The organism is Fundidesulfovibrio sp. YSD1, assembly GCF_055397115.1.
This window is the reverse complement of the sequence record NZ_AP043666.1, coordinates 3289872-3307942: the sequence shown is the minus strand read 5'-3', so window position 1 is coordinate 3307942 and position 18071 is coordinate 3289872. Positions and strand designations below refer to the sequence as shown.

Genomic DNA, 18071 nt, shown 5'->3' with positions numbered 1-18071 from the left:
GGGCTCAGAAACCCACGTTCAGGGTGGCCGCGCCGGAGGGTTTCGCCGGGCTCGCGTCCTGGGGCAGGAGTTCGCGCACGCCGGGCAGGTCCGCCGTGATCAGGTTCTGGTCCACCAGGTACTTGACGAAGCGCCTGGCCTCGCCAAGCCCCGGGTTGATGGCCAGGGCGCGCTTCAGGTTCTCCAGGCACTCGGCGACGTTCTCCTTGTCGAACCAGGCGCGCGCGATGTTGTAGTAGAGGTTCTCGTCGGATTCGGCCAGGCTCTCGGCCTTGCGGTAGTATTCCAGGGCCTGGTCGAGCATGCGGTTCTTGCGCAGGCTGATGCCGAAGTCGTTGAAGAGGTGCTTGTGCTCCTGTTCGAAGGCGGCGTCCAGGCGCACCAGGCGCTCGAAGATGTCGTTGGCCTTGTGGGCCTCGCCCCGGTCCAGGTAGGTGAGCCCCAGGCCGAAGTTGGCCCGGACGTTCTCCTCGTCCACCTTGAGGGCCTGGCCGAACTCCAACTCGGCGCTGAAGACCTCGCCCTTCTCGCGGTGGCGCTCGCCCTTCTGGATGGTGCGCGAGAGTTCCTGGAGCTTGGGGTAGACCGTGGAGATGTAGAACTCGGGCTCGGGCGCGAACTTGGCCACCAGGTCCTCCAGCGTGATCTTGCGCTTGGGCCCGGAGGGGATGTAGTTCTTGTTCAGGGGCTGGATCTCCAGGAGGCCCTCCTCCAGTTCGTCCACGAACCAGTAGGTCTTCTGGATGGTCTTGCGCGTGGTGGTCCCGGTGCCGACCCGCTGGATGGACTGGGTCGAGAAGATGCCCTTGATCTTCTCCCGCTGCCGGGAGGGCTGCTTCTGAGCCTTCCGCTCCTCGTCCGCAATGCCGGGATCGCTCATGGTCTTGACTCCGGAACGAATGGAGCCGCGAGGCGGCTCCGACGCAATTGCCCGATCATTAACCGCAACCGCACCTTTGCGCAAGAGCGCCCCGGGGTGCGGAACTAAAGCGGCCAGGAGGCAAGGATCGATTCGATCAGCCCGGGATAGAGCGATGGCCGGGCCCGTTCCGCCACATACACCGAGCGCAGTTCGTCGTAGGCCTTCTCCAGGTCGTCGTTCACCAGAACATGGTCGAACCACCCGGCCTGCTCGATCTCCTGTTTTGCGTTGGCGATGCGTTTGGCCACCACTTCAGGAGAGTCCGAACCGCGTCCCGTGAGCCTGCGTTCCAGTTCCCGGCGCGAGGGCGGCAGGATGAAGAGCGTCCTGCCCAGGCCCAGGTTGGTCTTGAGGGCCTTGGCCCCCTGCACGTCGATGTCGAAGATCACGTCGCGGCCCTGCTCGAGCATCCCGAACACCATCCGCTTCTGCGTGCCGTAGTAGTTGCCGTGCACCTCGGCCCACTCCGCGAAGTGGCCCTTTTCGATGCGCTCGCGAAATTCGTCCACGCCTATGAACACGTAGTCCACGCCGTCGCGCTCGCCCGGCCTGGGCTTGCGCGTGGTGCAGGAGACCGAGTAGCCCACCTCGGGGAACTCGGCCAGCAGGCGCTTGATCAGCGTGCTCTTGCCCGCGCCCGAGGGGGCGGTGACGATGAGCGCCAGGCCCAGACGCTTATTTGGCTTCATCTTCGTCGTCCTGGCTGAAGCGTTGGGAGATCGTCTCGGCCTGGATGGCGGAGAGCACCACGTGCCCGGAATCCGTGACGATGATGGAGCGGGTCTTGCGGCCCTGGGTGGCGTCCACCAGGCGCTGGGATTCCTTGGCGTCCTCGCGCAGGCGGCGCATGGGCGAGGACGCGGGGTTCACGATGGCCACCACGCGGGAGCTGACCACGTAGTTGCCGAAACCGATGTTCAAGAGTCCTGTTTTCTGCACGGCGCGCCCCTACTCGATGTTCTGCACCTGCTCGCGGCACTTCTCCAGTTCGGCCTTGAACTCCACCACGATGCGGCTGACCTCGATGGACTGGGCCTTGTTGCCGCAGGTGTTGATCTCGCGGAAGGCCTCCTGGAGCAGGAAGTCCAGGCGCTTGCCCACGTCGCCCTCCTGGGCGAGCAGCTCGCGGATCTGGTCCAGGTGGCAGCCCAGGCGGGTGAGCTCCTCGGTGACGTCGAGCTTGTCGCTCATCACGGCCACCTCCTGGAGGATGCGCTCCTCCGAGGGCTCCACGCCGAGCTTCTCCAGCACCGAGGAGAGCCTGGTGCGCAGGCTCAGGAACTTCTCCTCCTTCACCTTGGGCGCGAGCTTCCTGATGTCGGCGTGCCAGCCCGTGAGCTTTTCGAGCCGCCCCAGTATGTCGGCGGCCAGAAGCCCGCCCTCGCGCACGCGCGAGGCGTTCAGGTCCTGAAGCGCCGCGGCCAGCCCGGCCTTGAGCGACCCAAGGAGCTCTTCCGGGGCGTCCTTCATGCCCTCCTGCCAGAGGTGGGAGATGGTCAGGATGCGCGTGAAGTCCGGCTCGAAGGCCTTCCCGGCATCGCGGGCCAAGTCCTCCACCGCGCGCAGCATGGCCAGGGCCAGGGGCTTATTGAGCGAGACGTCCAGCACCTCGGGCCTGCGCGGCTGGAAGTTGCAGGTCACTTCCAGGCGGCCGCGCTCCACGAAGCGGCGCACGGTCTTCTCCAGGTCGGGTTCGCTCGCGCGCAGGAAAAGCGGAAGGCGCCACTTGAGGTCCAGGTAGCGGCTGTTGACCGAGCGGGCCTCCCAGACCACGCTGGCGAAATCGTTCTCGGTGAGGCTGCGGCCGAAGCCGGTCATGCTCTTGGGCATAGTATGTTCCCGTGGCGCGGGCCGGTGGGCCGCGCGCCTGTTCTGTGTTGTTTCCTTCAAGCCCGTGGGCGTATCCGCGAAGATAGCGTCACAAACGGGTTTTCGTAAAGGGCCGGGCCGCGCGCGGGCATTACGGCCCGGACAACGGCTCGGCCAGCACGCGAAGCCCGTCCGTGCCCACTGGGCGCACCCGCAGGAGCCTTCCGGCGGGCACGGGCGAGGGCGAGGTCAGGCGGCACTCCGCGTAATATTCGCAGGCCCCGGCCCCGGGGTTCTCGCTCTCGACCGCCACGGTCAGCTCGCCCTTGGCCGCCAGCGCCGCCACGTAGCGCGCCTCCAGCTCCCCGGTGAGCGCGCGAAGACGCGCCGCCCGGCGCTTCTTGACCTCCGTGGGCAGCTGGCCGGGGGCCTTGGCCGCCAACGTGCCCGGGCGCCTGGAGTACGGAAACACGTGCGCGTAGGAGAGCCCGGCCCGCGTGCAGAAATCGAGCGTGGCCCCGAAGGCCTCCTCGCTCTCGCCCGGAAAGCCCGTGAGCAGGTCCGCGCCCAGGGCCACGTCCGGCCAGGTGCCGCGCAGGGCGTCCAGGAAGCCGAGCACGTCCTCCGGGCGGTAGTGCGCCCTGCCCATGGCCGCCAGCACCCCGGTGTCCGCGCTCTGCATGGACACGTGCAGGTGCGGGCAGACCATGCGCGAGGCTTCGAGCACCTCGAGCGCCCGCGGGCCAAGCATCCCCGGGTCCAGCGAGGAGAGCCTAAGGCGCGCCCGCCCGGCCCAGACGGGGGCGAGGCCCGCCTCCAGGCGCGAGAGCATTTCCCAGAAACCGCCGTCCTCGATGGTGAACTGGCCGAGGTTGATGCCCGAAAGTATGATCTCGCGGTGCCCGGCTTCGAGGAGCCTTTGGGCCTCGGCCAGGATCTGGCCGAAGGGGCGCGAGCGCGGCCCGCCCCTGGCCCGGGGCACGATGCAGTAGGTGCAGCAGTGCGAGCAGCCGTCCTGGATCTTGAGCACGGGCCTGGCGCGGTTGTAGCGCGAGATGGAGAACGCGGGCCATCCGTCCTCGGCGGCGGTCGCCCCGTCCGGCCAGGAGGCCAGCCCGGCCTTGGCCTCGCGCCCGATCACGGCCTCCACGCCCGGCAGCCCCTCGAAGGCCTCGGGCCCTGTCTGGGCCGCGCACCCGGCCACCAGGATGCGCGCCCCGGGGGCTTCGCGCCCGGCGCGGCGCACGGCGCCCCGGCTGTCGGCCACGGCCCCGGCCGTGACCGCGCAGGTGTGCACGAGGACAACGTCCGCGCCCAAAGGCCCGGAGGCCTCGGTCCAGCCCCGCGCGGTCCACGACTCGCGCAGGGATTGCGATTCGTACTGGTTGATCTTGCAGCCGAGCGTTTGAATGTGAAAGCGCATGCCTGCCCTTACACCAGCTCGCACCCAAGATGAAGCCCCGGTGAGTCCTGCAAACAGGACTAATTCCTACCTTAGGGACGAAATCAAGCCGAATGCAGGAATACAACAACCCGAGAGGTTGACTGTCCTCCGGAAAATACCGTAGGGACTTGACCAAGGTCTCGGCACGGTTCTTGTTTATCCGGGGTATGCTTCAATACCCTTCTATCATCAATGCGGTTCACAACGCCGACGGCAAGGAGATTCCCCTGCGGCCTCTGTACGAACTCGAGAACGGCTCCCTCGTCGCGGTGGAGATGTTTCCCGGGCTCAACGCCCCGGAATCCGACGGCCGCGCATGCCTGGACAATATCCGGGAGGTGCTGCGCATACGCCCGGGTTCGTTCTCCCAGAACGCCTACGTCTGCGTGAGCATGGGCGAGGCCGGCCTCCTGGACGCGGGCCTGCCCGGCAGGATCGCCTCGCTCGCGCTCAGGCTCGGTTCGACGCCGGGCAACCTGTGCCTGTTCTTCAGCGACCAGACCTGCCTCAAGCACGGGGCCAGGGCCCTGGACAGCCTGATCGCCAGCAAGCGCGCCGGTTTCAGGATCGGGTTGGACATCGAGGCCCTGAGCGAGATGCCGGGGCTTTTCGTGGAGTATCTGCCAGCCGACGTGCTCAGACTCAATCCGCTGGACGTCATGTCGCTTCCGGAAGACAAGGACACCGTGGAGATGGTGTTCGAGTTCACCCGCTACGCCGCGAACCTGCTCATGACCCCCGCCGCCAATGGCGTGCGCAACACGGAGCAGTTGAACATGCTGCGCGACATGGGCATCCGCATCGGGCAGGGGCCGCTCTTCGGCAATTCGGGAGCCTATGCGAACCGCTTCAATCCATCGGCTCCCTGACATTTATTTAGGGCCACGACCTAACGCATCACGCTGCCTTGCATGCGGGCTGCAATAGAAAAATGATTTTACATTTCCTAGCTTTTTGCTAGCATTAATCAGTTCGGGTCCTGCCCGAAGCCGTATCAGGTATGTAAGGAGTGCTCATGGATGACTATCTGAAAGAATCTCTGGAGATCGTCCGGGCTCAGGCGAAAGTCCGCGTGATGACGGCCCAGGAAATCGTGACCATGGTCCAGAACCTCGTCCAGGGCCTCAAGGCCGTCATGCAGGGAGGGCAGTTGCCCGCCGCAATGGCCGAGGACGCCACCGGAAAGGCCTTGGACCCCAAGAAGGCCATTCGGGAAAAGACCATCATCTGCATGGAGAGCGGCAAGGCCATGAAGGTGATCACCAAGCGCCACCTGGCCAAGCTCGGCCTCACCCCCGAGGAATACCGCGCCAAATGGGGCTACCCCAAGGACCTGCCCCTGGTCTGCAAGGAACTCCAGCGCGCCCGCCGCAAGAAGATGCAGGACATGCGCCTCTGGGAGCGCCGCAAGAAGGCGTCGTAACGGGCGCCGCAGCGGGAGAGGCCCGGCGGTCCGGCCCCGCGCTCTTCCACACCGGAGACGCGCCGCCCGGTCGCCACGGAACCACCCGGCGCGCCGGATCAGCTAATGAAAAGGGAGGCCCCGCCTCCCTTTTTCTCGTCCAGGGCCATTTCTGTTTACACCGGCAGCGAAACGTGAGAGTGATCCGCTAAGACCGTAGACTTCATGGGAGGTGCGCCATGACCGGTCCTTTCGATCCCTCTCTGCTGTATGCCGAGTGCTTTCGCTGCAAGGCCCCCGTGCTCAGGGCCGCAGACCCGTGCGAAGCCCTGCTGTGGATGGGCATCGCCCCCGAGAGCCTGGACGCCGACTGCCTGCTCCTCTACGACGGCTGCCCCAACTGTTCCCCGGGCAGACGCGACTACGAAGCGCGCTTCGTGCGCCTGCGCGCCAGGGAAAGACGCCCCGAAGCGCATTGACCTTCCGGGCGCGCGGCTTGCGCCCCCCTCTTCGACCCTGACCGGCCGGGAGGCGCCTTTCGTGCGCCCGCTCCATGACCTGCCGGGCTTCTCCCGCGTCCGCGCGAGTTCTTGCCTATCTTCCTTATTCTATGGTATGATAATCTAGTCGGACTCTAACCTTTCATCCTTGACATTGATTATCAAATTCACCTACTCATCCCCCCGTTACGGTTGCGTTGGCCCGGGCTTCGCACATCCGGCCGACATTATTGGCCGGGTTTCCGGAACCCGGACCCGGTCAATTACACAAAAATTACATTTCTGTGTAATTGCGCCTTGCAAGGCATGGCGTTTGACCGTAAACACGTCTCGGTTGCGTCACGGCATTTTGTTTGTCGAATGAAAGGGCAAGGGTCTGGTCCCACGGCGCGTCGCCCGCGCCGCAAAGCCCTTGGGCGCAGCCAGGGCATGGAGGGAAGAGGCGGGGGCGCGCATGCGCGCGGCTCTGACCGGGCGGCTTCCCACCCTGCGCCATGTCCCCCCTGGCTAGGGCAGCTTGTATTCAACTTGAGGAGGAGGAACATTTTGATGAAACGTATCCTGGCACTGGCCTTGCTTGTCAGCTTCGCCTTCGGCGCCGTGGCCCAGGCCGCCACCGAGGTCAAAATGACCGGTGACGCCCGCATTCATGCCAACTGGTGGAGCCAGGCCAACTTCACCGGCTGGACCGGCGACGGAACCCAGACCGGCGACGCCTTCACCATCTGGCAGCGCTTCCGCCTGCGTTCGGACTTCATCGCCAACGAGAACCTGAAGTTCCGCTTCGGCATCCGCGTCAACAACACCCCCTGGGGCAACGGCACCTACACCGTCGACAACCCGGCCGTGTCCATCCAGGTCTACCAGGCCTACCTGCAGTTCAAGTGGCCCGGCACCGACGTGGAGTTCACCATCGGCCGCCAGCCCCTGACCGTGGCCCAGAGCTCCTTCTTCGCGGGCAGCTCCCTGATCCTGGACACCGAAGTCGCCGCCGCCATGGTGAACATCCCCGTGGTCGCCGACACCTTCTCCATCACCGGCGGCTTCATGCGCCTGCTGGACAGCAACCGCGACTTCGACCCGACCACCACCCAGGTGCCCGACGAGTTCGACGGCTACTACCTGGCCCTGCCCATCACCCTGGACGGCTTCTCCGCCACCCCCTGGGGCCTGATCGCCGTCACCGGCAGCGCCGCCAACTACCTGGGCACCGGCGCCGGCTCCTGCGGCCTGTACAACGCCTCCCTGGCCCAGAACCTGTTCTCGGCCGGCACCTTCGCCGTGGCTCCCGGAACCTTCCGCAACTCCCACAACGTGTTCTGGTGGGCCGGCGGCGCTTTTGAAGTCACCGCCCTGGATCCCTTCAAGTTCTACGCCGACGTGATCTACGGCGAGGGCAACGGCGCCGACCGCGGCAAGAACCGCCGCGCCGGCTTCTTCTTCGACGTCGCCGCCGAGTACACCGGCTTCGACATGCTCACCCCCCAGGTCGCCTTCTGGTGGTCCACCGGTGAGGACTCCTCCCTGGGCAACGGCTCCGAGCGCCTGCCGACCATCGCCGGCTGCTGGGGCTCCAGCACCTCGTTCCTGTTCGACTCCGACCAGGCCTTCGTGAACACCTACGTGGGCGTCAACCCCGTGGGCACCTGGGGCTTCACCGCCTCGCTGAACAAGGTCAGCTTCGTCACCGACCTGACCCACCGCCTGACCGTGGCCTACATCCACGGCAACAACTCCTCGGCCGGCCTGCGTCGCGCCAACGCCGCCCTGGGCACCGGCACCTTCTACCAGATGGGCCGCGACCTGACCTCCAACGAGTACATCATCGGCGTCAACTTCGACACCCACTACAACATCTACGAGAACCTCGCCGCCATCGCCAACTTCGGCTGGGCCCACGGCGAGTTCGAGCGCTCCGTTTGGGGCCGCCGCTTCGTGAACCAGGCCAAGAACGGCGACCTCTTCATGGTCTCCTTCGGCCTGCAGTACAAGTTCTAAGAGAACCTGTACCCATGCCTTGCCGGCGGCCGGGGGAAACCCCGGCCGCTTTTTTTCGCCGCTTGCCACCCCGCCGCGTTTCGGAGTATCCGCCTTGCATGTCTCCAAACGGCGTGCCGGTTGCTCCTTTTCGGCTGGGGCTGTGTCTTCTCGCGCTCTTTTGCCTGACGCTCTCCGGCTGCGGAGCCAAGCTCTCGGCCTCGCACCTGCAGAAGAGGCCCTGGCAGGAAGCGGGCGAACGCCTGATCACCGCCAAGTTCATGCAGTTCGCCTACGCGACGCAGGCCCAGGACGAAAGCCTGCGCGTGACGGGCACGGCCCGGGCCGTGCGGGAGAACCTGCCCGCGTGGGCCGACTGGGTCTCCGGGCTCGTGGTCCACGCCTACCTCTGCGACGAGCACGGCAACGTGCTCGCCCAGGCTTCCAGACACTATCCCTCCCAGCCCGTGCCCGGCGCGGGCTTCGAGTTCGACTTCGTGATCAGGCACCAAAAGCGCGCCCCGGACGGCATCTTCCTGAGCTTCGGCTACAGCGCCATGTTCACCCCCAGCGCCCCGCCCCGCCAGGGCGGCCAGGGCAGCGGCGGCATCCACGGCAACTACGTCTTCTACGCCAGCGAGCAGGCCGCGCTGGCGCGCTGAGTCCGTCACTGTCCGGACATCCTCCCGCCTCCATCCGTCACCGAAACCTCGGGCCGCCGTAACCACCGGCGCGCCGGGCCGTGCTAGCCCCCCTGAAACCGCAGGGAGCACGGCCGAGAATGACACGCCCCGAGAACATCCGGACCATCGTCCGCCAGCAAGGAAAGCCCCGCGCGGCGCGGGCCGAAGCCCCCGCCTCCCCCGCCGCCAGACGCACCGCCATCGGCCCCCAGGGGCCGATTTTTCATTTCCCCCCCACGCAAGGAGCCAGGCCATGAAGATCGACCTCCACGTCCATTCCAAGCACTCCACCCGGCCTTCACAGTGGTTCTTGCAGAAGCTCGGCTGCCCCGAGAGCTTCACCGAGCCCGCCCGCCTCTACGACATCGCCAAGAAGCGCGGCATGTCCCTGGTGACCATCACCGACCACAACACCATCGCCGGGGCGCTGGAGATCGCCCACCTGCCCGGCGCGTTCGTGAGCGAGGAGATCACCACCTACTTCCCCGAGGACGGCTGCAAGGCGCACGTGCTGGCCCTGGACATCGCCGAGGTGCACCACCGCGAGTTCCAGAAGCTGCGCGAGAACGTCTACGACCTGACGGCCTACCTGCGCGAGCGCTCCATCACCCACGTGCTGGCCCACCCGCTCTTCGGCGTGAACGACAAGCTCACGCCCTGGCACTTCGAGCGCATGCTCCTGCTGTTCAACAACCTCGAGCTCAACGGCACCCGCGACAGCTACCAGAACGACCTGCTGAAAGAGATACTCGCCGGGCTCACCGCCAGGGACATGGAGCGCCTGGCCGACAAGCACGGCATCGAGCCGTACGGCGAAAAGCCCTGGGTCAAGAGCCTCACCGGAGGCTCCGACGACCACGGCTCCCTGAACATCGCCAGCATGCACACCAGGGTCACCGGGGCCAGGTCCCTGGCCGAATTCCTGGAGGGCGTGGACCAGGGCAGGTCGCGCCCGGCCGGCCGCCCGTCCACACCCAAGACCATGGCCCACAACCTCTACGCCATCGCCTACCAGTTCTATAAATCCAAGTTCAGGCTGGACCGCTACGTGGACAAGGACGTGTTCCTGACCTTCGCGGACCGCTTCCTCTCGGGCGACCCGGAGCGCAAGTCCGGCATGGCCTTCAGGCTCCAGTCGCTGTGGACGGGCGTCAAGCGCAAGACGCGCAGGCCCTCCCCGGATTCGCTGCCGGAGCTTTTGCGCCACGAGGCCGAGAACCTCATCCGCGAGGACAAGAGCCTCTACCTGGTGGCGCGCTCGGGCGCGAACGGCAACGCCCCCATGGAGGACGACTGGCTGCGCTTCGTCACCCGCGTCTCCAACAAGGTGCTCTCCGGCTTCGGGGACCGCCTGCTCGGGCAGCTCTCCGGGGCCAACGTGTTCGACCTGTTCAACGGCCTGGGCGCCGCCGGGGCGCTCTACACGGTGCTCGCGCCCTACTTCGTGGCCTACACCGTGTTCACCAAGGACAGGGCCATGGCCCGCGACGCCCACGCCGCGTTGCGCGGTCGGCCCAAGGACCGGCAGGTGCGCGTGGGCCACTTCACGGACACCTTCCACGACGTCAACGGCGTGGCCCTGACGCTTCGCATGCAGGTGAACATGGCCCGCAAGCACGGCAAGAACCTCCAGGTGGTCACCTGCTCCCGCGGCAGCGGGGAGGAGATGCCCGGCGTGCGCCAGTTCGAGCCCATCGGCAGCTGCGAGCTGCCCGAGTACCCTGGGCAGACCTTCCACTACCCGCCCTTTCTGGAGATGCTCGAATACGTCTACGAGCAGGGCTTCACGCACCTGCACTCGGCCACGCCCGGGCCCATCGGCCTGGCGGCGCTGGGCATCGCGCGCATCCTCAAGCTGCCCATCTACGGCACCTACCACACGGCCTTCCCGCAATACGCCAAGGTGCTCACCGGCGACGACGGCATGGAGGAGCTCATGTGGCGCTACATGCTCTGGTACTACAACCAGATGGACAAGGTCTTCGTGCCCTCCAGGGCCACAGGGGACGAGCTCGCGGCCAAGGGCGTCCCGGCCGGGAAGATCACCCTGTTCACGCGCGGCGTGGACATCGAGCGCTTCACCCCGGCCAAGCGCAACGGGGCGCTGAAGCGCTTCGGCGTCTCGGACGGGCCGAACCTCCTTTACGTGGGGCGCGTCTCGCGGGAGAAGAACCTGCACCTCCTGGAGGAGGCCTTCCTGAAGCTGCGGGGGAGCCACCCCGGAGCGAACCTGGTGGTGGCCGGGGACGGCCCCTACGCGGCCGAGATGAAGTCCCGGCTCGCGGGCAAGGGAGCGGTGTTCACCGGCTACCTCCAGGGCGAGGACCTGGCCCAGGTGTACGCCTCCAGCGACCTCTTCGTCTTCCCCAGCACCACCGACACCTTCGGCAACGTGGTCCTGGAGGCCCAGGCCTCGGGCCTGCCCGTGATCGTCACGGGCCAGGGGGGGCCCAGGGAGAACGTCACCGAGGGCGTCACCGGGCTCGTCGTGGAGGACGCCTGCGCCGAGGGGCTGGCCCGGGCCATGGAGGAGCTGGTGCGAAACGAGGCGGGCAGGCTCTGCATGGGACGCGCGGCCAGGGCCGCCATGGAGGACCGCTCCTTCGACCGCGCCTTCATGGAGACTTGGAAGCTCTACCGCTGCGCGTGCTAGGGCCGCACCCGGGCTTTACCCCGCCGCGCTGGGCATGTAATGCTCGCTTCGCGGCCCCTGGAACGCGGGGGCCGCGAAAGTGGCGCGAATGCTCAAGGAAATCCCCATCTCCCGGCTGGAGCCGGGCATGTACGTGGAGTGCTACGGCGAGGGAACGCTGGAAAGCCCCCTTTGCCGCGTGCGCGACCACATGCACACGCGCTCCCAGATCGAGGCCCTGGCCGCCCGGGGCGTGGCCACCGTGACCGTGGACACCTTCCGCTCCCCGCGCCCGGGCGCGCCCGATCCGGAGAAGGCCCGCAGGCTCTACCGCCACTGCCTCGCCCACGTCACGGACGTGATGCGCAAGGTGCGCGAGGGCCTGGCAGTGGACTTCTCTCAGTCCTTCCAGGCCGTGGACACCCTGATGCTCGGCGTGGAGGAGAACCCGGCCCACCTGGCGCTTCTGGCCAAGCTGCACGGCCACGACGACTACACACTGCGTCACAGCCTGAACGTCTCGCTCCTGAGTCTGCTCTTCGGCCGCCACCTGGGCCTGGACCGGGAATCCCTGCGCAGGCTGGCCTTCGCCGGGCTCTACCACGACGTGGGCAAGTTCCGCGTCCCGCTGGAGATCCTGAACAAGCCGGGCAGGCTCTCGGAGCGCGAGTTCGAGGTGATGAAACGGCACAGCGTGCTCGGCTACGAGATGCTCAAGCCCCAGCCCGGCATGACCGGGGACATCCTCGAGGGCGTGCTGCACCACCACGAGCGCTACGACGGCAAGGGCTATCCCCGGAACCTCAAGGCCGACGAGAAGGACCCCTTCTCGCGCATCATCACCATCGCCGACATCTACGACGCCCTGACCAGCGACCGCTGCTACAAGAAGGCCTTCACCCCGCACGACTCGGTCAAGGCCATGTTCTCCTGGCGCAACGAGAGCTTCCACCCCGGGCTCCTGGAGAAGTTCGTGGAGTGCTTCGGGGTCTATCCGCCCGGCTCCCTGGTGCGCCTGACCGACCAGACCTGCGCCGTGGTGGTGGAGTCGCGCCCGGAGAGCCCGGCCCGGCCCGTGGTGCAGGTGCGCTTCACCAGGAGGCTCGCGCCCAGGCTGCCGGAGCTCGTCGACCTCTCGGCCACGCCCCCGGCGGCCAAGGGCGGCGTGGACATCGAGGCCTGCCTGGACCCGCGCTCGCTCGGCATCAGCCTGGAGAACCTCGCATGAGGTTCGCTAGGGCTCGCGCCACCCTGTAATGCAAATCGATATTTATTTGCACGTGACACTCTCTGGCCAGCCCACGAGCCGGACGCCAGTGCCCGGCCTTCCCGGCTAGGCGCCATCCGGAAGGCGGCCACGGACTTCACCGCGCTGTTCCGGACCGGCCACGCACCCCTTTGCGGCCTTCCTCCCCGGCATCATCACACCAGCGCCCCGCTCCCGCTCCAACGGGTGGCCGCCTGTTCACGCTCGGCCCGTGCCTTCCACGCGCGCCCGCCCACGACCGGCCCGGGTCCGCGCGCATCCGGCAACTGGAACCGTTTCCCTTCTTTCCCCTCGCCCCTGTGCGCAAACATCGCCCCTTGATATTTTTGTCGATACAAATAACAATATGTGCGTCGATTAATCGTGCTAATCGATACGCATCAACCTCAACAAGGGGAGAGGCCATGCTCTTCGTGACAAACAGGGTTTTCACGCAAGGGCCGGAGACCGTCGTGGGACGGAAGGTTGATTTCGACCTCGCCAACACCAACGCGCAGCAGTCGATCTTCTTCTGTGAAAGGATGGAGACGAAAGAACGGGCGGAGATCACGGAGATCGGCTCCAAGGCCTTCCTGGGCAAGCTCAGGCGGATGAACGTGGACCAGATCCTCTTTTACATCCACGGCTTCAGCAACCTGCCGGAAAAGGACATCTTTCCGCGCACCGGGCAGCTCTCGGCGCTGTGCGAGGCCGAAGGCCTGAGCATCGCCGTGGTGCCGGTCATCTGGCCGTGCGACAACGACCTGGGCATGATAAAGGATTACTACGACGACCAGGTGGCCGCCGACGCGAGCAGCACCGCCTTCTCGCGGGCGCTCTCCAAGTTCCTGGAGTGGAGCGAGAGCCACGCGGCGGACGAGGTCCCATGCACCAAGCGCATCAACGTCCTGGCCCACTCCATGGGCAACCGCGTGCTGCGCGGCGCGCTGCTGGACTGGTCCATCGCCCTCAGCAAGCAGACGCCCTACGTCTTCCGCAACATCTTCATGGTGGCGGCGGACGTGGTCAACGAGACCCTGGCCAAGGGCGAAGACGGCGTCTTCATCTGCCGCAGCGCGCGAAACGTCGTGGTCTACCACGCCTCGGACGACCTGGCCCTGCGCTCGAGCAAGGTCGCCAACCTGCGCAACTCCATAGCCTCCAGGCGGCTCGGGCACACCGGACCGGAGGACATGTCCGCCACGCCCGACAACGTCTACGCCATCGATTGCGACGACGTGAACACCGTCTACGACAACCCCAAGGGCCACAGCTACTTCCTGGACGACCGCGACGGCAGCCAGGGCGCGGTGTTCAGGCACATCGCGGCCTGCATGCGCACCGGGCGCGTGCCGGTGGACGCCCCCGGCGGCAGGACCCTGACGATCGACGAAGCCTGGAAGCCTTAAGCGCCTATTGGGTCTGATCCGGGGCGGCGTCCGTCTCCGGCTCCGGGCCTTCCTTCTCGCCGGACGGGGCCAGGAGGGTAAGCCCGCGCACGCGGTTGAGCAGTATCCTCTCCGGGCCCACGTCCGGGTAGATTTCGCCAACGCGCAAGGTGGTGACCACGGCCTTGCCGATGACCTTGCGGCCTTCCTGGCCGCCCGGCTCGAGGGTGCGAAGCCCCCAGACGTTGTGGAACACGGCGGGGAAACCCTTGTACTGGCCCACGTAGAGCAGGATGTGCCCGGGCATCCACACGAGCGTGCCGAAGGGCACAGCCCTCTCCAGGATCACCTGCTCCTTCTGCTCGCGGCTCATGCCCTCGAGCGACACGAACGCGCCCGACTTGGCCTGGGCCGAGGAGTTGCGCGGCAGCCAGATGCCGAAGGGGGCCAGCACGTCGCGCGTGGCCGCCGAGCAGTCGCGCTTGCCGTCGAGCCCGCCCCATCCGTAGGCTTGGCCCATCATCTGGTTGATCACCCGGGCCACGTTGGCCGGGGTGGACTCCAGGGGCATGAGCGCGGCCTGCCCCTGGGTCAGCCAGGCCTGGCGCGTCTCGGCCCGGCCTCCCGGACCCGCGGCGGGCACGGCCAGGGCCAGGCGCACGCCGTCGGAGTCCTCGACGGGCAGCACCGCGCCCACTCCGGCGCGAAGCCCCCTGCCCGGGCCGGGCAGGAGCGCAACGTCCTCGGCGATCACGGCCGCGAAGGGTCTGGAAAGGTAGCGCGAGACGAACGCGTCGTCCACGTAGGCCAGGTCCTCGGTCTTCACCCAGCCCGGCGCGATGGCCGACTCCACCAGCGCCCAGGCCCCGTCTCGGCTCACGTGGTCCACCAAGACGGGCGTGCCCACCCACAGCGCGGACATCTGGAGGATGTCGAAGGGGTAGCCCTGGCCGGGCTTTCCGGGCGTGCCGAAGCGCGGGTCCATGGTGGGGATGGCGCGCAGGTTGGTGTTGTTCACGGCGATGGCCGGGCGGCGCGACCCGGCGAAATAGCGTAGGTTGGCGTTCCAGGTTATACGGTCCGCCCAGGGCTTGAGGCGCATCTGGCCGTTCTCGTCGTAGCCGGGGTTGCGCGAATAGGCGGCAAGCGAGCGCGCGGCGGACTTGCGGGCGTAGGCCGGGTTGCCCCCGCCGCGCCAGGGCGCGAAAAGCCGCTCCAGGTAGATCTCGGCGCGGGCCTTGGCCGCCTCCGGGCTCAAGACGGGCGCGGAGGCCTTGGGGTCGACGTAGGCGGAGGCGTCCTGGGGCATCTCCTTCAGGTCGTCCAGGGGCTTCTTGACGGTCCACTTGGGCTTGGGCTCGAAGGAGATGTCCGGCGTCTTGGGCTGGCAGGCCCCGAGAAGAACGGCCAGGGCCAGGACGAGCAAGGCCGGAAGTCTGCGATGCGCTTTGAACATGATATTCCTCGGATCGAACGTGCTTGCGCACTGTGAAGTGCCCGCCCCGGGCGGCGGGGTCAAGTCAAATGAGGCAAAAAGGCCGCGCCGTCCCGTCGGGGCGGCGCGGCCTTCATTTCTTCGGGGCGATGCCGGTCAGGAGGACAGCGACACGGTGCGCAGCCGCCCGGCCAGGTCGTTAAGGGCCGAGAGCGCGTGGGTGGACTCGTCCATGCCGCGTAGCGTCTCCTGGGAGACGGCGTTCACGTCCGTGAGCGCGCGGCTGATGTGCTCGCTCACGGAGGATTGCTCCTCGGCGGCCGTGGCGATGGCCTGCACCTGTCCGGCGGTCTGGTTGACCAACTCCACGATGCGGCTCAGGGTTTCGCCGGAGCGCCCGGAGAGGTCGGTGGCCTCGTCCACGGTCTTGGCGGCCTGCTCGGTGATGTCCAGGTTCTTCTTCGTCTCGCCCTGGATGGCGCCGATCACCTGCGTCACCTCGCCGGTGGCCTGCATGGTCTTCTCGGCCAGCTTGCGCACCTCGTCGGCCACCACGGCGAAGCCGCGCCCGGCCTCGCCCGCCCGCGCCGCCTCGATGGCCGCGTTCAGGGCCAGGAGGTTGGTCTGGTCCGCGATGTCCGAGATCACGGTGAGGATGCGCCCGATGTCCTGGGCGCGGCTTCCCAGGCGGGTCATGTTCTCCTGGAGCAGCTCGGTCTGGTTGCGCACGGCGTGGATCACCTCGGTGGCCTGGCGGACCACGTCCTCGCCCTCGCGGGCGGTCCGCCTGGCCTCCTCGGCCTGGCTGGAGGCGGCCTGGGCGCTTTTCGCCACGTCGTGGGCCGCGGCGGACATCTGGTTCATGGAGGTCATGGTCTCCTCCACGCGCCGCTGCTGCAGGGCCGCGCCCTGGTTGACCCCGTCCACCTGCGTGGAGATGGCCGTGAGCGAGGCGGTGATGGCCTCGGCCGCCGCCGTGATCTCGACGTTGACCTCCTTCAGGCTGCCCAGGTGGCGCTCCAACTCGTCCTCGCGGTCCACCACGGCGGTGATGTCCTGGGCCAGCTCCAGCCAGCCCAGCTCGTTGCCCTCGGGGTCCTTGATGGCTTTGACGAAGGGCTTGACGATGACGCGCCTGCCGCCCTGGTCGCAGCGGATGCGCGTCTCCTGGGCCACGCTGCCGCCGTCCTTGGTGGTCTGGATGGGGCAGGAGGCGGTGTCGCACACGCCGGTGCGGAAGATGTCCGCGCAGCGCATGCCGAGCACCTGCTCGCCCGGCTTGCCCGCGAACGCGGCCGTGGCCGTGTTGGCCAGCTTCACGCGCATGTCCTTGTCCACCACGAAGAGCGGGTCGGGCACGGAATCCAGCACGGCCTGGTTCAGGGTGATCAGGCGCGAGAGCTTGCCCATGAGCTGGTTGAACCAGCGGGCCAGCCTGGCCATCTCGTCCTTGGAGCCCTCGGGGAGCTTGGCCGTGAGGTCGGCCTTGTCCTCGGTGATGTCCTTGATCTTCTGGATGATGAGCTCCATGGGCGTGAGCACGTGGCGGGTGAAGGCGACGCTGGCGATGACCATGGGCACGAGCAGCAGCAGCGCGAGCAGCCCGGCCAGGGTGTACTTGGCCATGGAGATGAGCGCGGTCTCGGCCCGGGTGTCGATGGCCGCCACGGCCACGCCGATCTGCGCGCCCTTGTAGTCCTTGATGGGGAAGGCGCCCAGGGCCAGGTCGCCGTGGCGCGCGATGCTGAGCCCCTTCTGCCCCCCGGCGAGCAGCCCGGACGCCACCAGCTTCTCGGCCTGCTTGTCGCTCGAGCCGCTGACCAGCACGAACTTGCCGTCAAGCACGGGGTACTTGGCGGGGTCGCGCAGGGCTCCGGTGATGTTCAAGAATTCCGCGTTCATGTACAGGAGCACCTGCTGCCCGCTGCCGGAGGCGCTGGAGAGGATGGGCTGGAAGTCGGCCAGGGTCTCCACGGAACCCAACTGCTTGCCGGTTTCGTCGCGCACCGGGGCCACGCCGCGGATGGCGAACCCGCCTTCGCCCAACTCGATGCCGCGAAGCGCCTTGCCGGTACGGTTTACCTCCACCACGGTGGGCCTGAAGCCCGAGATGTCGTCGGAGATGTCCAGCTTCTTGCCGTCGCGCACGATCTGGGCGTCGCGCCACACGCGCACCAGGCTCCTGGCGTTGGGCAGGTGGTAGTGCAGCTGGAACTTGCGCCCGCCCATGTTGTCCGAGAAGCCCTTGAGCGCGCCGGCCAGCTCCGAGCGGATGCGCTCCCTGGCGCGCTGCACGGCCGGGTCGCGCTCGTCGTCGATCCTGCCGGAGAGGGCCTCGCGGTAGGCGTCCAGCACGGCCGGGACCTGCGTGAACAGGAGGGCCTGCTCCAGGGCCATGCGCGAAACGTTCTCCACGGCCCCTTCGATCTCGCCCGCCTTACCCTGAACGATCTGGCTGACGAATTTCTCCTCCAGATTATCGAGTGAGCGGTCCAAGACCCATAGGCAGACGCCGCCGAGCACAACGATGGCCGCGACAAAAGGCAAGAACATCTTCTTGCGAATACCCATGCATCCCCCCCGAATCATATAGATATATTCGATGAAGCTCAATAGATACCAATTTGTAATGA

15 protein-coding genes are annotated in these 18071 nt (G+C 67.0%); 8 read left to right on the top strand and 7 right to left on the bottom strand.

From position 1 onward, the window contains the following. Positions 1–4 precede the first annotated feature (4 nt). From ACZ5V4_RS15385 to ACZ5V4_RS15365, 5 genes are all read right to left on the bottom strand, one after another. Positions 5–880 carry a tetratricopeptide repeat protein gene (locus tag ACZ5V4_RS15385; protein WP_464315752.1) on the bottom strand — a complete coding sequence of 292 codons (876 nt, stop codon included), beginning with the start codon at positions 878–880 and terminating at the stop codon, positions 5–7. A gap of 104 nt (positions 881–984) precedes the next feature. Beyond that, the gene (gmk, locus tag ACZ5V4_RS15380; RefSeq protein WP_464315751.1) at positions 985–1611 is read right to left on the bottom strand and encodes a guanylate kinase; all 627 of its coding nucleotides are present in this window, start codon (positions 1609–1611) and stop codon (positions 985–987) included. Further along, entirely contained in the window at positions 1598–1861 is a 264-nt protein-coding gene (locus ACZ5V4_RS15375; RefSeq protein ID WP_464315750.1) for a DUF370 domain-containing protein, read from the bottom strand. The genes gmk and ACZ5V4_RS15375 overlap by 14 nt, the downstream gene beginning before the upstream one ends. Positions 1862–1870: 9 nt before the next feature. Then, positions 1871–2752, bottom strand: coding sequence for a YicC/YloC family endoribonuclease (locus tag ACZ5V4_RS15370; protein WP_464315749.1), 882 nt, complete (start codon positions 2750–2752; stop codon positions 1871–1873). A 130-nt stretch (positions 2753–2882) separates the two neighbouring features. Further along, positions 2883–4154, bottom strand: a complete 1272-nt coding sequence (locus ACZ5V4_RS15365; protein ID WP_464315748.1) for a MiaB/RimO family radical SAM methylthiotransferase — start codon at positions 4152–4154, stop codon at positions 2883–2885. A 188-nt stretch (positions 4155–4342) separates the two neighbouring features. Here ACZ5V4_RS15365 and ACZ5V4_RS15360 point away from each other — a divergent pair, with 188 nt between their 5' ends. From ACZ5V4_RS15360 to ACZ5V4_RS15325, 8 genes are all read left to right on the top strand, one after another. Beyond that, positions 4343–5044 (top strand): EAL domain-containing protein, encoded by a 702-nt coding sequence (locus ACZ5V4_RS15360; RefSeq protein WP_464315747.1) that lies wholly within the window; start codon positions 4343–4345, stop codon positions 5042–5044. A 146-nt stretch (positions 5045–5190) separates the two neighbouring features. Continuing rightward, a complete protein-coding gene (locus tag ACZ5V4_RS15355) occupies positions 5191–5598 on the top strand; it encodes a Ros/MucR family transcriptional regulator (protein WP_464315746.1) in 408 nt (135 codons plus the stop codon). Positions 5599–5816: 218 nt separating this feature from the next. Then, positions 5817–6056: a hypothetical protein gene (locus tag ACZ5V4_RS15350; RefSeq protein ID WP_464315745.1), complete on the top strand. Its 240-nt coding sequence runs from the start codon at positions 5817–5819 to the stop codon at positions 6054–6056. A gap of 570 nt (positions 6057–6626) precedes the next feature. Then, positions 6627–8075 carry an outer membrane homotrimeric porin gene (locus tag ACZ5V4_RS15345; protein WP_464315744.1) on the top strand — a complete coding sequence of 483 codons (1449 nt, stop codon included), beginning with the start codon at positions 6627–6629 and terminating at the stop codon, positions 8073–8075. A gap of 98 nt (positions 8076–8173) precedes the next feature. Next, positions 8174–8716, top strand: coding sequence for a hypothetical protein (locus ACZ5V4_RS15340; RefSeq protein WP_464315743.1), 543 nt, complete (start codon positions 8174–8176; stop codon positions 8714–8716). A 274-nt stretch (positions 8717–8990) separates the two neighbouring features. Further along, the gene (locus tag ACZ5V4_RS15335; protein WP_464315742.1) at positions 8991–11390 is read left to right on the top strand and encodes a glycosyltransferase; all 2400 of its coding nucleotides are present in this window, start codon (positions 8991–8993) and stop codon (positions 11388–11390) included. 88 nt (positions 11391–11478) lie between these two features. Further along, positions 11479–12597, top strand: a complete 1119-nt coding sequence (locus ACZ5V4_RS15330; protein WP_464315741.1) for an HD-GYP domain-containing protein — start codon at positions 11479–11481, stop codon at positions 12595–12597. A gap of 491 nt (positions 12598–13088) precedes the next feature. After that, positions 13089–14024: an alpha/beta hydrolase gene (locus ACZ5V4_RS15325; RefSeq protein ID WP_464315740.1), complete on the top strand. Its 936-nt coding sequence runs from the start codon at positions 13089–13091 to the stop codon at positions 14022–14024. A gap of 4 nt (positions 14025–14028) precedes the next feature. Here ACZ5V4_RS15325 and ACZ5V4_RS15320 read toward each other — a convergent pair whose 3' ends face one another. Both ACZ5V4_RS15320 and ACZ5V4_RS15315 read right to left on the bottom strand, forming a co-directional pair. Beyond that, positions 14029–15459, bottom strand: a complete 1431-nt coding sequence (locus ACZ5V4_RS15320) for an SH3 domain-containing protein (RefSeq protein ID WP_464315739.1) — start codon at positions 15457–15459, stop codon at positions 14029–14031. A gap of 135 nt (positions 15460–15594) precedes the next feature. Next, positions 15595–18009, bottom strand: coding sequence for a methyl-accepting chemotaxis protein (locus ACZ5V4_RS15315; protein WP_464315738.1), 2415 nt, complete (start codon positions 18007–18009; stop codon positions 15595–15597). Positions 18010–18071: the final 62 nt, after the last annotated feature.

Coding starts and splice junctions, on each gene's coding strand:
- ACZ5V4_RS15385 (WP_464315752.1), bottom strand. CDS start 880: ATGAGCGATCCCGGCATTGCGGACGAGGAGCGGAAGGCTCAGAAGCAG.
- ACZ5V4_RS15360 (WP_464315747.1), top strand. CDS start 4,343: ATGCTTCAATACCCTTCTATCATCAATGCGGTTCACAACGCCGACGGC.
- ACZ5V4_RS15330 (WP_464315741.1), top strand. CDS start 11,479: ATGCTCAAGGAAATCCCCATCTCCCGGCTGGAGCCGGGCATGTACGTG.
- ACZ5V4_RS15365 (WP_464315748.1), bottom strand. CDS start 4,154: ATGCGCTTTCACATTCAAACGCTCGGCTGCAAGATCAACCAGTACGAA.
- ACZ5V4_RS15355 (WP_464315746.1), top strand. CDS start 5,191: ATGGATGACTATCTGAAAGAATCTCTGGAGATCGTCCGGGCTCAGGCG.
- ACZ5V4_RS15335 (WP_464315742.1), top strand. CDS start 8,991: ATGAAGATCGACCTCCACGTCCATTCCAAGCACTCCACCCGGCCTTCA.
- ACZ5V4_RS15320 (WP_464315739.1), bottom strand. CDS start 15,459: ATGTTCAAAGCGCATCGCAGACTTCCGGCCTTGCTCGTCCTGGCCCTG.
- ACZ5V4_RS15370 (WP_464315749.1), bottom strand. CDS start 2,752: ATGCCCAAGAGCATGACCGGCTTCGGCCGCAGCCTCACCGAGAACGAT.
- gmk (WP_464315751.1), bottom strand. CDS start 1,611: ATGAAGCCAAATAAGCGTCTGGGCCTGGCGCTCATCGTCACCGCCCCC.
- ACZ5V4_RS15345 (WP_464315744.1), top strand. CDS start 6,627: ATGAAACGTATCCTGGCACTGGCCTTGCTTGTCAGCTTCGCCTTCGGC.
- ACZ5V4_RS15315 (WP_464315738.1), bottom strand. CDS start 18,009: ATGGGTATTCGCAAGAAGATGTTCTTGCCTTTTGTCGCGGCCATCGTT.
- ACZ5V4_RS15340 (WP_464315743.1), top strand. CDS start 8,174: ATGTCTCCAAACGGCGTGCCGGTTGCTCCTTTTCGGCTGGGGCTGTGT.
- ACZ5V4_RS15350 (WP_464315745.1), top strand. CDS start 5,817: ATGACCGGTCCTTTCGATCCCTCTCTGCTGTATGCCGAGTGCTTTCGC.